This is a genomic window from Paraburkholderia mimosarum LMG 23256 = NBRC 106338 (genome assembly GCF_000739815.1).
GTDB lineage: Bacteria > Pseudomonadota > Gammaproteobacteria > Burkholderiales > Burkholderiaceae > Paraburkholderia > Paraburkholderia mimosarum.
In genome coordinates this window covers 57239-70841 of record NZ_BBJJ01000017.1, presented here as the reverse complement: position 1 = coordinate 70841, position 13603 = coordinate 57239, and the positions used below count along the sequence as shown (strand labels likewise).

The window sequence follows — 13603 nt, the reverse complement described above, 5'->3', positions numbered from 1 at the left end:
GCAAGGGCCGAGGGGGGCAGCGAGGCGCTAGCGCAGGACGACGCCTTGCCAGAGGAAAAACACGCCGAGCCCGACCGCGATCGTGAGGAGCGGGCGCTTCGTGAGCGCGCTCACGACGATCGCCGCGAGCGCGCCGACGAGCTGCGGGTTGCGCCACGTCAGCTCGGCGCCGTGACCATGAGGCGAGACGGCCATCGGCACGATGATGGCCGTGAGCACGGTGACCGGCACGAAGCCGAGCGCGGTGCGCACGAGCGGCGGGAAGACGAGCCGTTCGCCGAGCACGAATACGGCGGTGCGCACGAGCCACGTGATCAGGGCCATGCCGAGGATCAGGACGACGTAGTTCATTGCCTGGCTCCTGCTGTGCGCCGAACGGTGGGTGGTTTGCGGGAGCTTTCAGCGGACTCGCGGGCGCCGCGCGGCGAGCCGGGGCGCGAGAGGACGACACCGACGACCACGCCCGCGAGCACCGCGCCGAGCAGCCCGAGCTTGTACGGCCAGTCCTGCCAGAAGAAGGCGAGCGCGCCCGCCGTCGCCGCGGCGGCGAGATAGCGCAGGGCGACGAGCTGCGGCACGACGATGGCGATGAAGGTCGCCACCATCGCGAAATCGAGCCCGAGAGACTGGAGGCCCGGGAACGCCGCGCCGAACAGCAGGCCGGCCGCGGTCCAGAGCTGCCAGTTCAGGTACATCGAAATGCCCGAGCCGAGGAAATGCCACGGCGAGACATCGTTGCCGGGCGGGTGGCGGCGAAAATGCGCCCACGCGACGGCGAAGACCTCGTCGGTGAGCACGCCGCCGAGCACGAGGCGCCAGCGCAGCGGGAGGTGCGCGACGTAAGGCGCGAGCGTGGCGCTGTACAGCACGTGCCGCAGGTTCACGATGAACGTGGTGGCGAGAATCACGGCGAAGCTCGCGTGCGAGGCGATGAGCCCGAGCGCGATGAACTGCGCGGAGCCGGCGAACACGGCGAGCGACATGAACTGGCCGTGCCAGGGCGAAAGCGGGCCCGAGGTGACGAGCGTGCCGAAAATCACGCCGAAGGGCGCGGCGCCGATCATCATGGGAATCGTGTCGCGCGCGCCGGCGACGAATTCCGCGGCTCGCTTCGGATGCGGCCTGGGCCGCGCGTTGGATTGCGTGGTCAAACTGTCCTCCTGATGCAAGGGGACAGGATAGCGGGCGCCCGTGCGCGTGGCTTGTACGTTCTTGCGGCTGCGCGCCAGCGGCGTGCGCGAGACGGCGTGCGCGAGCGGCGTGCGCGAGCGGCGTGCGTCAGGACGACTGCCAGCGCCCCGGCGGCACGCCGAACATGCGGCGAAAGTGTCGCGTGAAATGACTCTGGTCGGTGAAGCCGCTTGCCACGGCGACGTCGGCGACCGTGGCGCCTTCTCGCAGCGGCCCCAATGCGCGTTGCAGACGCAACTGTGTGCGCCACGCGTGCGGCGGCAGCCCGGTCGCCTGCGTGAAAAGCCGTGTGGCGTGAAACGGCGAGAGGCCGACCGCCAGTGCGAGATCGGCCACGCGCAGCGGCGTGGCGAGATCGGCGGCGAGCAGTGCCTTCATCGTCTCGATGCGCGGGTCGTCGGGGCCGTGGCTGAGCGCCGCCTCGCGCGTGCGGCCGTAGCGTGACAGGAGCGTGGAGAGGGCATCGAGCAGGGCGCCTTCCACGGCGAGCAGATCAGGGCAAGGCGCTGAGCGCGCCGCTGGAGCGGCCGCGCGCGAGCAAGGGTGAAGCGCCGCCACGTCTTTCGGCCGCGCGGCCACGGCAGGTTCCGCCACGGCCACGTTGCGTCGACGCCCGGCGTCGGCTTCGAGCAGGCGGTGGGCACGAGAGAGCCGGTGCGCGAGATCGAGATCGTGGATCACCTCGGTATCGAACCACGGCAGCGGCTGCGCGCGCCCGGCGATGTCAACGGCGAGTTCATGCAGGAAATCGACGGGCACGTACATCACCCGATAGCTCCAGCCTTCGTCGACGGCGCGCGAGCCCGTATGCAGCTCGCCCGGATTGATGACCGGCACGGTGCCCGCCGCGGCGACATGCTGCGAGCCGCGATAGCGATAGCACTCCGCGCCGCCCTCTATCACAGGAATCGTGTAGGCCTCGTGCCAGTGGGGCGCGAATGCGTGCTCGTTGTATTCGGCCGTGACGAGGTCCGCGCCGGGCAGCAACGGCGTGCGCCAGTAGCGGGCGGAATCCCGGAAACGCGAGTCGGTCATGGCGAGAAATCCTGCGCAGGACGCCCAGTCTAGCGCAGCGGGATTGCCGTGCCAGCCGGCACCGGCACCGCGGTGACGCTGTTCTTCGCGCTGCCGCTCACCACGCGGTCGCTGTAGGTCAAATAGACGAGCGCGTTGCGTTTCGCGTCGACCACGCGCACGACGTGCAGCGTCTTGAAGAGAAACGACATGCGCTCGTTGAAGACATCGGCCTGCTGCTTGAGCGGCCCGGAAAACGAGATCGGCCCGACCTGGCGGCAGGCGATCGACGCCTCTGTCGGGTCTTCCGCAATGCCGAGCGTGCCCTTTACGCCGCCCGTGCGTGCGCGCGACACATAGCAGGTGACGCCTTGGACCTGTGGGTCGTCGTAGGCCTCGACGACGACCTTGTCCGAGCCGGTCACGCGGAAGTTGGTATTCACGCTGCCGATCTGCTCGGCATGGGCGGCGGCACCGGCGACGAACGCAACGAGGCTCGCGCAGCCGAGGAGCGGACGTGCAAGGAGGACGGCAAGGCGGTTGGATTTCATGCGGATTCCCAAAGATGGGCGTAGCGACATTATCGGGGAGGGAGGCGAAGGCGACGGCAAGACCGCGAAAACGTCATGCGCAGGGCTCGCAGGGCTAATACCCGGCCTCCCGCTGATGACGGAACGCGAGAACGTACACGGCGTCATCTTCAGCGTCATGCAGGTACAGTGCCACGTAACCCGAATCTCCGAAGGGGATCACAAGATCGCGCAGTTCGGGCGAGCCGCCCAGTGGGCGTCCAATAGCGGGAGTCTTTTCGAGACGGAGGAACTGCCCGGCGATGACCTGAGCTGCGCTTCGTGCAGCTTCAGGGGTTTTGCGAGAGGGAAATCGCCGGCAGCGCTCCAAGCCTCCAACGGCGCGCTCGGCGACGATCAATCGTGGCACCCGGGCACCGGCTTCTCGTCGTCCGTTCCCCAGCTATCCAGCCACGTGCGCACCTCGTCACCGTTCAAGTGGCGGCCGGTTTCCCTGAAATGCTGCCAGGAAGCGAGCGCTTCCTGCTTGAAGCGTTCGCGTGTCTCTTCGCGTTCGACGTACTGCGCGATGGCTTCCCGCATCACGGCATGCGGCGAGCGGTGCTGCAAACCGGCGATGTGCTGGACGCGGTCCTTGAGGTCTTCGTCGAGCTTGATGGACGTGGCCATGACGGTTCCTGCGGCTGGGTATCACCTGGTGATACTACACCAGCAGGGCGCCCGGCGTGACGCAAGGCCCCGTGCTGGACTGACGCCGAACAGGGGGTGTGCGAAAGGTGCACAGCAAAAGAAAAAGGGGTTGCGTGCGACACGCAACCCCTCGATATTTTGGCTCCCCGACCTGGGCTCGAACCAGGGACCTACGGATTAACAGTCCGGCGCTCTACCGACTGAGCTATCGGGGAACAGCAATACAGCTACAACGCTTTACGTCATAAAAAAACCCGTTGTGCGCGGTGATCAACACGAACGGGCTTTTGCGAATCTTGGCTCCCCGACCTGGGCTCGAACCAGGGACCTACGGATTAACAGTCCGGCGCTCTACCGACTGAGCTATCGGGGATCAACAAAAGCAGAGAACGAGATTCTATGGGGTATGGCTGAGCCTGTCAACACCCTCTCGCTATGTCACAAGGGGCAATTCGCTGTCTGCGGGGTGATTGGGGAACTGGTCCGCCAAGTGACAGAACGCTACCCCGAACAAGCCCTTAGCGCGCAATTAACGTGCAAGAAGCGCGAGCTTGTCTTTCACGTCCTTGAACTCGTCGGCTTCCGGCAGCGGGGCCTTGGTCTTGGTGATGCTCGGCCAGCCCTTCGCCAGGTCGGCGTTGAGTTCGATGAAGGCTTGCTGGTCGCCTGGCACGTCCTCTTCGGCGTAGATGGCGTTCACCGGGCATTCGGCGACGCACACGGCGCAGTCGATGCACTCGTCCGGGTCAATCGCGAGGAAGTTGGGACCTTCGCGAAAGCAGTCCACCGGGCACACATCGACGCAGTCGGTATAGCGGCACTTGATGCAGCTTTCGGTCACAACGTGAGTCATTCAGGCAGCTCCTGCAAGCTTTTGTATCGTGGGTGGCGATTCGCCAAAAGCGGTATTGTAACTGATGAGGAATTCGCCCTACCAGACGCCCGCACCCGTCCTTAGATCGTTTCGTGATTAGTTTATAAGACCCGGTGATCCGCGACATTTCACCTTTGCTCGCAAGGGGCGTGCGGGCCGGCACGCGGGGCGCGCAGGTGTTCGGGTAACATGGGCGCACCGCTGGTGCCCGCCACCCGAAAGCCGCTGTCAGGCCCGAACCCTGTGCCGCGTCCGGTTCCCATTTCGCGGGCGCTATCCGATCGCAGTCCGGCTGGCTCATCATGATCATTACTTCGCTGCTCGATACCGACCTGTACAAATTCACGATGATGCAAGTGGTGCTGCATCATTTTCCCGCGGCCAACGTGGAGTACCGCTTCCGCTGCCGCACGCCCAACGTCGATCTGGTTCCCTACGTCGACGAGATCCGCGGCGAGATCCAGAAGCTTTGCCGGCTGCGCTTCGCGGAGCCCGAGCTCGACTATCTGCGCAAGATGCGCTTCATCAAGAGCGACTTCATCGACTTCCTCGCGCTCTTCCATCTGAACGAAAAGTACATCTCGGTCACGCCATCGCCCAAGGGCAACGGCGAGATCGACATCGAAATCGAGGGGCCGTGGCTGCACACGATTCTCTTCGAGATCCCCGTGCTCGCCATCGTCAACGAGGTGTATTTCCGCAACACGCAGCATCACCCGCAGTACGAGGAGGGGCGTGAGCGCCTGCGCCACAAGATCGAGCTGCTCGGCGCAAAGCCCGAATTCGCCGATTGCAAGATCGCCGACTACGGGACGCGGCGCCGCTTCTCGAAGCGCTGGCACGAGGAGGTGATCCTCACGCTCAAGGAAGACCTGGGCGAGCAGTTCGCCGGCACGAGCAACGTGTACTACGCGATGAAGCACAACCTCACGCCGCTCGGCACCATGGCGCACGAGTACCTGCAGGCATGCCAGGCGCTCGGGCCGCGTCTGCGCGACTCGCAGATCTACGGCTTCGAGGTGTGGGCGAAGGAGTATCGCGGCGATCTCGGCATCGCGCTTTCGGATGTCTACGGCATGCGGGCCTTCCTGCGCGATTTCGACATGTACTTCTGCAAGCTCTTCGACGGCGCGCGCCACGACTCGGGCGATCCGTTCGACTGGGGCGAGCGCCTGCTCAAGCATTACGAGGACAACCGCTGCGACCCGCGCACGAAGACGATGATCTTCTCGGACGCGCTCGATATTCCCAAGGTGCTGAGCCTCTACGAGCGCTTTCGCGGGCGTTGCCGCCTCGCGTTCGGCGTGGGCACGAACCTCACCAACGATCTCGGCTATCAGCCGCTGCAGATCGTCATCAAGATGGTTCGCTGCAATGGTCAGCCCGTCGCCAAGCTCTCCGATTCGCCGGGCAAGAACATGTGCGACGACAGGGCGTATCTTGCCTATCTGCGCCAGGTGTTCGGCATCGAGCAGCCCGTTGAGGAAGAGTGTGCCGGCAATCAAGAAGGTGCCGTGCACGCGCGAAGTGCCGGGTAACGCGCCGGTATAATCGGCGCGTCGCCTTTCCTCTCTTTCGACAAGGACGTTCATGGACACGTCGGCCGCCCGCCGCAGCATACTCGCGCGCATTCGCGCCGCGCAGGGACGCGAGCCCACGCCCGCGGCGCACGAGCGGGAAGCCGTTGCCGACTACCTCGCGCGGCATCCCGAAGGCCCGAGGCCGCCGCTCGAAGGCGACCTCGTTGCGCGCTTCGTGGCCGAGGCGCGCAAGATGTCGAGCACCGTCGACGAAGTCCAGCAGTTCGCCGACGTTCCCGCTGCCGCGCAACGCTATCTCGCCGGCCACGGCTTGCCGATGCAGGCCGTCGCATGGCAAACGCTCGAAGCCTTCGACTGGGCCGGCGCGGGCCTCGCCGTTCAGTGCCGCAAGCCCGAAGATCGCGATCTCGTCGGCCTCACAGGGTGCTTTTGCGCCACGGCCGAAACCGGCACGCTGGTGCTGCTTTCCAGTCCGCAAACGTGGGCATCGGGCGCGCTGCTGCCCGAGACGCACATCGCCGTCGTGCCCGCTTCGCGCATCGTCGCGGGCCACGAGGACGCCTTTGCACTGATGCGCGCCGAACGCGGCGAGCTGCCACGCGCGGTCAATTTCGTCTCCGGGCCTTCGCGCACCGGCGACATCGAACAGACCATCGTTCTTGGGGCGCACGGGCCCTATCGCGTCCATGTGATCGTCGTGCATGGCGCGTAAGGGATCGGTGGTAGTCAAACTTGTCAGCAAACCCGCAGCGGCGGCCTTCGCCGCGCTGGCGTTGCCCGTCACGAACGCACACGCAGCGGGCTTCGACGGCGCCTCGCTCAGCGCCGCCTGGGCGCTGCCCTTCGCCGGCATGCTGCTCTCGATTGCGTTCTTCCCGATGTTCGCGGGCGCATTCTGGCATCGCCACTTCGGCAAGATTTCGGCGGCGTGGGCGCTGGCATTCCTGCTGCCGTTCGCGGCCACGCATGGTTTCGACGCGGCGTATCCGCTCTTCGTGCACGCCGTCGTCGACGAATATGCCCCGTTCATCGTCTTGCTCGGTGCGCTCTATACGATCGCGGGCGGCATCTGCGTATATGGGAATCTGCACGGATCGCCGCGCACCAACACGGCGATCCTCGCGCTGGGCACGTTGCTCGCGAGCGTGATGGGCACGACGGGCGCTGCGATGCTGCTGATCCGCCCGCTGCTGCGCGCGAACGACAACCGGCGGCACAACGTGCACGTCGTCGTGTTCTTCATCTTTCTCGTCGCGAATGCGGGCGGTCTTCTCACGCCGCTCGGCGACCCGCCGCTCTTCCTCGGCTTCCTCAATGGCGTGGGATTCTTCTGGACTGCGCAACATCTCGCGCTCCCCATGCTGTTCGTCTGCGGCTTGCTGCTCGCGGTCTTTTACGTGCTCGACACCTGGTACTTCACCCGCCGCGGCGAGGCGCACGCGGCGCGTCTGGACCCGACGCCGGACACGGGCGCGCTATCGGTCGGCGGCAAGGCGAACTTCGTGCTGCTCGCGCTGCTCGTCGCGCTCGTGCTGATGAGCGGCATGTGGCGTCCGGGCATCGTGTTCGAAGTCGCGGGCGCGCATCTGCAGTTGCAGAACCTCGTGCGCGATACGGGTCTCGTTGCGCTCGCACTGGTTTCGCTCGCTTTCACGTCGAAAGCGGCGCGCGCCGACAACGGCTTCGAATGGGCGCCGATCGTCGAGGTGGCGAAGCTCTTCGCAGGCATTTTCGTGACGATCACGCCCGTCATCGCGATGCTGCGCGCGGGCGACGCGGGTGCGTTCGCCGCGCTGATCCGGCTCGTGAACGACGCGCCCGGCCGTCCCAACGAAGCGATGTACTTCTGGGCGACGGGTCTGCTCTCGTCGTTTCTCGATAACGCGCCCACCTACCTCGTGTTCTTCAATCTCGCGGGCGGCGACGCCGAAGCGCTCATGTCGGGCGGCGCGAAAACGCTGGCCGCGATCTCGGCAGGGGCGGTCTGGATGGGCGCGCTCACCTATATCGGCAACGCGCCGAACTTCATGGTCAAGGCGATCGCGCAGTCGCGCGGCGTGCGCATGCCGGGTTTCTTCGGCTATCTTGGCTGGTCGGCGGTGCTGCTCGTGCCGGTCTTTCTCGCGGCGACCTGGCTCTTTTTCGTCTAGCCGCGGGACGTTCGCAAGACTTCCCCGAGTCCCCCGTCAAGCGCAACAATGACGGACATCCGGACAGAACGACTGAAGTGTGGAGAGCAACAATGCAAAAGATTCTCGTGGCGCGCCCGATCTTTCCCGACGTGATCGATCGGCTCAAGCAGTATTTCGACGTGGACTGGAACAACGGCGACGCACTGTCGCCGGAGGCGCTCAACGAGCGTCTCGCCGACAAGGACGGTGCCCTCACGGCAGGCGACCCGATCGGCGCGGCCACGCTCGCGGCCGCGCCGCGTCTGCGTGTGGTTGCGAACATGGCGGTGGGCTACAACAACTTCGACATGGCCGCGTTCAACGCAGCCCATGTGCTCGGCACCAACACGCCCGACGTGCTCAACGAGACCACGGCCGACTTCGGCTGGGCGCTGATGATGGCGGCCGCGCGCCGCGTAACGGAATCCGAGCACTTCCTGCGCGCGGGCAAGTGGGGCAAATGGTCGTTCGACGCGTTTCTCGGCTCGGACATCCATGGCTCGACGCTCGGCATCATCGGCATGGGGCGTATCGGCCAGGCGCTCGCGCGCCGTGCACGCGGCTTCGACATGCGCGTCGTGTATCACAACCGCTCGCGCGTCGCGCCTGAGATCGAGGCCGAACTGAACGCCGAATATCTCTCCAAGGAAGCGCTGCTCAAGGCGGCCGACCACGTCGTGCTCGTGCTGCCCTACACGCCGGAGAACCATCACACGATCGGCGCCGCGGAGCTTGCGCAGATGAAGCCCACCGCGACGCTCACCAACATCGCGCGCGGCGGCATCGTCGACGACGCGGCGTTGGCGCATGCGCTGCGCACGCGCCAGATCGCCTCGGCGGGGCTCGACGTATTCGAGGGCGAGCCCAGCGTGCATCCGGCGCTGCTCGAAGTGGAGAACGTCGTGCTCACGCCGCACATCGCGAGCGCGAGCGAAGCCACGCGCCGCGCCATGGCGAATCTCGCCGCCGACAACCTGATCGCCGCGCTCGGCGAAGGCCCGCGCGCGGGGCGGCCGCCCAATCCGATCAACCCCGGGGTGCAGGGGAAAGCGCGTACATGAGTGAGCTCGCAGTCATGTCGCTGGCGCTCACCGCGCTGGCGATCGCGTTCGTCGTGACGCTCGTCGCGCTGCTGCGCGCCCGTCGTGGGGACGGCGACGGCGAGGCCACGCTCGACGCGCTCGATCAGCTGAGCGACCGTCTCGCGGCCTCGACCGATACGCAGGCACGTGCTGCCGAGCGCATCGAACGCGAGTTGCGCAATGAAATGGCGCGCACGGCGCAGAGCTCGCGCAGCGAGTTCGGCAGCGGCTTCGCGCAGGTGCAGCAGGCGCTGGCGGCGCAGCTTGCCAGCATCGCCACGGTGCAGAACGGCCAGATCGACGGCTTCGCGCAGCAGCTCGCCAAGCTCACGGCGACCAACACGCAGCAGCTCGATGCCGTACGCCAAAGCCTGCATCTGCAGGCCCAGCAGGCGCGCGACGAGCAGGGCGCCGCGCTGCGCCACTTCGGCACCTTGCTCACGCAGCAGCTCGCGCAGTTGACCGAAGCCAACGACCGGCGCCTCGCCGAAGTGCGCGCGACGCTCGAGCAGCGCCTGAAGGACATCGAAGCGAACAATGCGGCGAAGCTCGAGGAAATGCGCCGCACCGTCGACGAGAAGCTGCACGCGACGCTCGAACAGCGGCTTGGCGAGTCGTTCAAGCTCGTCTCCGATCGACTGGAGCAGGTGCATCGGGGGCTCGGCGAAATGCAGACGCTGGCGGCGGGCGTCGGAGACCTGAAGAAGGTGCTCACGAACGTGAAAACGCGCGGCACGTGGGGCGAGGTGCAGCTCGAAGCGTTGCTCGAACAGATGCTCACGCCTGACCAGTATGCGAAGAACGTGGCGACGGTGCCGAAGAGCAGCGAGCGCGTGGAGTTCGCGATTCGTCTGCCCGGGCGCGGCATGACGGGCGCAAGCGGCGCGGAAGGAGGGGAGCCGGTCTGGCTGCCGATCGATGCCAAGTTCCCGCGCGAGGACTACGAGCGTCTCGTCGATGCGCAGGAGCGCGCGGACGTGCTGGCGATCGAGGAAGCGGGGCGCGCGCTGGAACTGCGCATTCGCGCGGAGGCGCGCACGATCGCAGAGAAATACATCGCGCCGCCGCACACGACCGACTTTGCGTTGCTATTCCTGCCGACCGAAGGGCTTTACGCGGAGATCCTGCGCCGTCCCGGCCTGACCGATGTCCTGCAGCGCGACTGCCGGGTGAGCGTGGCGGGGCCGACCACGCTCACGGCGCTCCTCAACAGCCTGCAGATGGGTTTCCGCACGCTCGCGATCGAGCGGCGCTCGAGCGAAGTGTGGCAGGTGCTCGGCGCCGTGAAGACGGAGTTCGGCAAATTCGGCGACGTGCTCGCGCGCACCAAGTCGCAGCTCGAAACCGTCACGCGTTCGATCGAGGCGGCGCAAGTGCGCACGCGCGCGATGAACCGCAAGCTGCGCGACGTGGAGGCGTTGCCGGGGGAAGCCGCGGCAACCCTGCTTGGCGACGTGCAGAGCAACGGTGAAAGCGGTGGTGAAGCCGGAAGCGAAGGAGGATTCGGCGACGAGTGACTGGCGCTGCTTTGCTGAAGCACAACGGGCCGCCTGCATGATATGCAGGCGGCCCGTTCGCGTTGGAGCCTGTGCGTTGCGTGCGGGCCGCGCTCAGCCGATCACCGGCTCGCCGGGCGCGGCGAGCTTTTCGAGCGCATCGCCGGTCATGCGTACGACGCGCCAGTCCGGCAGCACGGTGGCACCGAGCTTCTCGTAAAAGCCGATGGCCGGCGTGTTCCAATCGAGCACGGTCCACTCGAAGCGGGCGCAGCCGCGTTCGACAGCAATGGCTGCGAGCGCGCGCAGCATCGCCGTGCCGAGACCGCTGCCGCGTTGCGAGGGTTGCACGTAGAGGTCTTCGAGATAAAGGCCGCGGCGGCTCAGGAAAGTCGAATAGTTGTGAAAGAAGAGCGCGTAGCCGACGATGCGGCCGGCATCTTCCGCCACCAGCGCTTCGGCGGCGGGGCGCGTGCCAAAGAGGGCATCGGCGAGCCCTTCGGCCGTGCCCGTGAACAAATGCGTGAGCTTCTCGAATTCGGCGAGCTCATACATCAGCGCATGCATGGCGCCGACGTCGGCAGGCGTGGCGGCGCGGATCGTCGCGGCCATCAGGCTTCCTCGGGTACGTCGGAGAGGTGGATCTCGATGCCGCCGAAGCGCGACGCGACCCAGTTATAGGCATGGCACGCGATCCACAGCAGGATGAAGCCGACGATCGCATTGAGCAGCAGCGCGCTGAAGATGGTGGAGAGCTCAACCGACCCATAGCGCACGAACGCCACGAGCACGCCGAGCAGCACGATCGGCACGCTGAAGGTCAGATAGACGAGGATGAGCGCCTTGGCGGTCTGTCCCGCAGCGATGAACGAAATCTGTTTTTTCATAGTAGTCGGTCCGTTTTGCAGGTGTGGACGTGTGGATACGATTGTTGGCGTCTGACGCGCCGCTGTGCTAGACGAGTCCATCGAACAGCATGATGTCGACGGCGTCGCCGGCATCGAGGTCCCCGGCCTCGTGGGCAAGCACGATGAAGCAGTTCGCCTCGCTCATCGTGCTGAGCGCGCCCGAGCTTTGCGAGCCCGTCGGCGTGACTCGCCAATGGCCGCTGGCGTCACGGCGCGCGAGGCCGCGCTGGAATTCGGTGCGGCCAGGGCGCTTCCTGATCGACTGATCGCAGAGCGCCGGCACGAGCGGCACTGGCTGAGGGCTCGCACCCGCCATCGCCATGAGGGCGGGGCGCACGATCTGATAGAACGAGACCATCGTCGCGACCGGGTTGCCGGGCAGGCCGAACAGGAGCGCCGCGCGGCCCGCGCCGGGGCGACCGCCCGACCAGATGCGGCCGAACGCGAGCGGGCGGCCGGGGCGCATGGCGAGACCCCAGAAGGAGACGTCGCCCAGCGCCTGCAACTGGGTGCGCGTGAAATCGGCTTCGCCGACCGAGACGCCGCCGGAGGTTAGCACGACATCGGCGGTTTCGGCTGCGAGCTTCAGCGTGGCGGCCAGCGCGGCAGGGTCATCGCGCACGACGCCCAGGTCGATCGGCTCGACGTTCAGGCGCTGGAGCATCGCGCCGAGCGCGTAGCGGTTGCTGTCGTAGATGCAGCCGGGGTCGAGCGGCTCGCCGGGCGAGCGCAATTCGTCGCCGGTCGAGAAGTAGGCGACGCGCAGGCGCCGCCTGACGTTCGCCTCGACGAGGCCGAGCGAGGCCAGCAAGCCGATGTCGGAAGCGCGCAGCAAGCGGCCGGCCGCAAGCGCCACGCCGCCGCACGCGAGGTCCTCGCCCTTGCGGCGGGCATTCGCGCCGCGCGTGACGGCGTTGGCGTCGAACGTGATCGCTTCGCCATGCGTCTCGACGCGTTCTTGCGGCACGACGGTGTCGCAGCCCGCGGGCATCGGGGCGCCCGTCATGATGCGCACGCAAGTACCCGCGGCGACGCCGCCCGTGTAGGGATGGCCGGCGAATGCCTTGCCGCACACCGCGAGCGTGAGCCGGGCCGGGGCGCCGTCGCCCGATGCGCCGGCCGCAGCCAGCGCCGCGCCGTCGAACGCGTAGCCGTCCATGGCGGCGTTGTCGTGCGCGGGGACGTCGATGGGCGAGATCACGTCTTCGGCCAGCACGCGAGCGAGCGCATGCCGCAGGGGCACGCGCTCGCTCGCCGCGAGCGGCGTCACCCACTGCAGCACGATGGCCTGTGCGGCGCTGACGGGCAAAGCTTGCGGATCGTACTGGCTGATGCACCCGGCGGTGCCGGACGGATGGTTAAGCGTGGTCATCGAGTGGGGGAAGCGTCGCGCCCGCACGGCGTGTGCGGCGATCGTCCAGGCGGGTATGCCGGCCGCGTGCCGGGAATGGCGGCTGGCCGGGCGCCACCCGATTGCGGTTCAGGCGCGTTCGAGTTCGGCCAGTTCCTGTAAGGAATTGATATTGTAAAACGCGCGTTCATCGGCAAAGGCGACTTCGGCGGCCGTGTGGCGCGCGTACCACGCACGCACCTTGCGTCCGCCGGCGTCGAGGTAAGCGGCGAGATCGTCCGCGAGTGAAGTGCGAACGAGCGCGAATACGGGATGCATCGAGACGACGCCTTCGGCGTTCGTCGTGGTGGCCGTCACGATGTCGGCGCGTTCGGCGAGCGCGGCAGTGCCCAGCCGCTCTGCGAGGTCGGCAGGCAGCCACGGCGAGTCGCACGGCGCCGTGAGCAGCCACTCCGTGCGCGCCGCGCGCAGGCCGGCGAGGAGCCCGGCGAGCGGGCCGGGGAAGTCAGGCAGCGTATCGGCGCATACATCCGCTTGCCATGGCGCGCCGAGCGCCGCATAGGCGTCGCAGTTGCGATTTGCACTGATGACGACCCTGTCCACCTGCGGCGCGAGGCGCGCGAGAACGAGCGCCACGAGCGGCTTGCCGTGCAGTATCTGCAGGCCCTTGTCCGCGCCGCCCATGCGCTGGCCGCGGCCGCCCGCGAGGACGAGGCCGGTAATCGATGCAGCTGGAATGGAGACGGCGCTCATCG

Annotated in this window: 16 protein-coding genes and 2 tRNA genes; 5 read left to right on the top strand and 13 right to left on the bottom strand. The window is 66.9% G+C overall.

The features are described from left to right. Positions 1–27 precede the first annotated feature (27 nt). The 9 genes from BMI01S_RS14840 to fdxA all read right to left on the bottom strand — a co-directional run bounded on the left by BMI01S_RS14840 (position 28) and on the right by fdxA (position 4278). A complete protein-coding gene (locus BMI01S_RS14840; protein ID WP_028212910.1) occupies positions 28–351 on the bottom strand; it encodes an AzlD domain-containing protein in 324 nt (107 codons plus the stop codon). Beyond that, positions 348–1067, bottom strand: coding sequence for an AzlC family ABC transporter permease (locus tag BMI01S_RS14835; protein WP_081716081.1), 720 nt, complete (start codon positions 1065–1067; stop codon positions 348–350). Before BMI01S_RS14835 ends, BMI01S_RS14840 begins: the two co-directional genes overlap by 4 nt. A 211-nt stretch (positions 1068–1278) precedes the next feature. Then, complete coding sequence (locus BMI01S_RS14830; protein ID WP_028212911.1) at positions 1279–2226, bottom strand: AraC family transcriptional regulator; 948 nt, start codon at positions 2224–2226, stop codon at positions 1279–1281. A 29-nt stretch (positions 2227–2255) separates the two neighbouring features. Further along, positions 2256–2756, bottom strand: coding sequence for a CreA family protein (locus BMI01S_RS14825; protein WP_028212912.1), 501 nt, complete (start codon positions 2754–2756; stop codon positions 2256–2258). Between the two features lie 94 nt (positions 2757–2850). Further along, positions 2851–3144 carry a type II toxin-antitoxin system RelE/ParE family toxin gene (locus BMI01S_RS39005; RefSeq protein ID WP_028231343.1) on the bottom strand — a complete coding sequence of 98 codons (294 nt, stop codon included), beginning with the start codon at positions 3142–3144 and terminating at the stop codon, positions 2851–2853. Beyond that, positions 3132–3404, bottom strand: a complete 273-nt coding sequence (locus BMI01S_RS14820; RefSeq protein WP_028212913.1) for a CopG family ribbon-helix-helix protein — start codon at positions 3402–3404, stop codon at positions 3132–3134. Before BMI01S_RS14820 ends, BMI01S_RS39005 begins: the two co-directional genes overlap by 13 nt. A 160-nt stretch (positions 3405–3564) precedes the next feature. Next, positions 3565–3640 (bottom strand) — tRNA-Asn (locus BMI01S_RS14815). An 82-nt stretch (positions 3641–3722) separates the two neighbouring features. Then, a tRNA-Asn gene (locus BMI01S_RS14810) sits at positions 3723–3798 on the bottom strand. Positions 3799–3954: 156 nt separating this feature from the next. Then, positions 3955–4278: a ferredoxin FdxA gene (gene fdxA / locus BMI01S_RS14805; RefSeq protein ID WP_028212914.1), complete on the bottom strand. Its 324-nt coding sequence runs from the start codon at positions 4276–4278 to the stop codon at positions 3955–3957. 323 nt (positions 4279–4601) lie between these two features. On the opposite strand from fdxA, the gene pncB reads away from it, so the two are divergent. The 5 genes from pncB to rmuC all read left to right on the top strand — a co-directional run bounded on the left by pncB (position 4602) and on the right by rmuC (position 10610). Beyond that, positions 4602–5837 carry a nicotinate phosphoribosyltransferase gene (gene pncB, locus BMI01S_RS14800; RefSeq protein WP_042289665.1) on the top strand — a complete coding sequence of 412 codons (1236 nt, stop codon included), beginning with the start codon at positions 4602–4604 and terminating at the stop codon, positions 5835–5837. Between the two features lie 52 nt (positions 5838–5889). After that, entirely contained in the window at positions 5890–6552 is a 663-nt protein-coding gene (locus tag BMI01S_RS14795; RefSeq protein ID WP_028212915.1) for a LutC/YkgG family protein, read from the top strand. After that, positions 6542–7990, top strand: coding sequence for a sodium:proton antiporter (locus BMI01S_RS14790; RefSeq protein ID WP_036045263.1), 1449 nt, complete (start codon positions 6542–6544; stop codon positions 7988–7990). The genes BMI01S_RS14795 and BMI01S_RS14790 overlap by 11 nt, the downstream gene beginning before the upstream one ends. Positions 7991–8082: 92 nt before the next feature. Then, positions 8083–9072 (top strand): 2-hydroxyacid dehydrogenase, encoded by a 990-nt coding sequence (locus tag BMI01S_RS14785; protein ID WP_028212917.1) that lies wholly within the window; start codon positions 8083–8085, stop codon positions 9070–9072. A gap of 14 nt (positions 9073–9086) precedes the next feature. Continuing rightward, positions 9087–10610: a DNA recombination protein RmuC gene (gene rmuC / locus BMI01S_RS14780; RefSeq protein WP_407669031.1), complete on the top strand. Its 1524-nt coding sequence runs from the start codon at positions 9087–9089 to the stop codon at positions 10608–10610. 93 nt (positions 10611–10703) lie between these two features. On the opposite strand, the gene BMI01S_RS14775 is transcribed toward rmuC, so the two are convergent. The 4 genes from BMI01S_RS14775 to mobA form a co-directional block, all read right to left on the bottom strand. Further along, the gene (locus BMI01S_RS14775) at positions 10704–11201 is read right to left on the bottom strand and encodes a GNAT family N-acetyltransferase (RefSeq protein ID WP_028212918.1); all 498 of its coding nucleotides are present in this window, start codon (positions 11199–11201) and stop codon (positions 10704–10706) included. After that, entirely contained in the window at positions 11201–11476 is a 276-nt protein-coding gene (locus BMI01S_RS14770) for a hypothetical protein (protein WP_028212919.1), read from the bottom strand. Before BMI01S_RS14770 ends, BMI01S_RS14775 begins: the two co-directional genes overlap by 1 nt. A gap of 67 nt (positions 11477–11543) precedes the next feature. Beyond that, on the bottom strand, positions 11544–12869 hold the full coding sequence (gene moeA / locus BMI01S_RS14765) for a molybdopterin molybdotransferase MoeA (RefSeq protein ID WP_028212920.1): 1326 nt from the start codon (positions 12867–12869) through the stop codon (positions 11544–11546). Positions 12870–12977: 108 nt separating this feature from the next. Further along, the gene (mobA, locus tag BMI01S_RS14760; RefSeq protein WP_028212921.1) at positions 12978–13601 is read right to left on the bottom strand and encodes a molybdenum cofactor guanylyltransferase MobA; all 624 of its coding nucleotides are present in this window, start codon (positions 13599–13601) and stop codon (positions 12978–12980) included. Positions 13602–13603: the final 2 nt, after the last annotated feature.

Coding starts and splice junctions, on each gene's coding strand:
- BMI01S_RS14840 (WP_028212910.1), bottom strand. CDS start 351: ATGAACTACGTCGTCCTGATCCTCGGCATGGCCCTGATCACGTGGCTC.
- BMI01S_RS14835 (WP_081716081.1), bottom strand. CDS start 1,067: ATGATGATCGGCGCCGCGCCCTTCGGCGTGATTTTCGGCACGCTCGTC.
- BMI01S_RS14830 (WP_028212911.1), bottom strand. CDS start 2,226: ATGACCGACTCGCGTTTCCGGGATTCCGCCCGCTACTGGCGCACGCCG.
- BMI01S_RS14825 (WP_028212912.1), bottom strand. CDS start 2,756: ATGAAATCCAACCGCCTTGCCGTCCTCCTTGCACGTCCGCTCCTCGGC.
- BMI01S_RS14820 (WP_028212913.1), bottom strand. CDS start 3,404: ATGGCCACGTCCATCAAGCTCGACGAAGACCTCAAGGACCGCGTCCAG.
- fdxA (WP_028212914.1), bottom strand. CDS start 4,278: ATGACTCACGTTGTGACCGAAAGCTGCATCAAGTGCCGCTATACCGAC.
- pncB (WP_042289665.1), top strand. CDS start 4,602: ATGATCATTACTTCGCTGCTCGATACCGACCTGTACAAATTCACGATG.
- BMI01S_RS14795 (WP_028212915.1), top strand. CDS start 5,890: ATGGACACGTCGGCCGCCCGCCGCAGCATACTCGCGCGCATTCGCGCC.
- BMI01S_RS14790 (WP_036045263.1), top strand. CDS start 6,542: ATGGCGCGTAAGGGATCGGTGGTAGTCAAACTTGTCAGCAAACCCGCA.
- BMI01S_RS14785 (WP_028212917.1), top strand. CDS start 8,083: ATGCAAAAGATTCTCGTGGCGCGCCCGATCTTTCCCGACGTGATCGAT.
- rmuC (WP_407669031.1), top strand. CDS start 9,087: ATGTCGCTGGCGCTCACCGCGCTGGCGATCGCGTTCGTCGTGACGCTC.
- BMI01S_RS14775 (WP_028212918.1), bottom strand. CDS start 11,201: ATGGCCGCGACGATCCGCGCCGCCACGCCTGCCGACGTCGGCGCCATG.
- BMI01S_RS14770 (WP_028212919.1), bottom strand. CDS start 11,476: ATGAAAAAACAGATTTCGTTCATCGCTGCGGGACAGACCGCCAAGGCG.
- moeA (WP_028212920.1), bottom strand. CDS start 12,869: ATGACCACGCTTAACCATCCGTCCGGCACCGCCGGGTGCATCAGCCAG.
- mobA (WP_028212921.1), bottom strand. CDS start 13,601: ATGAGCGCCGTCTCCATTCCAGCTGCATCGATTACCGGCCTCGTCCTC.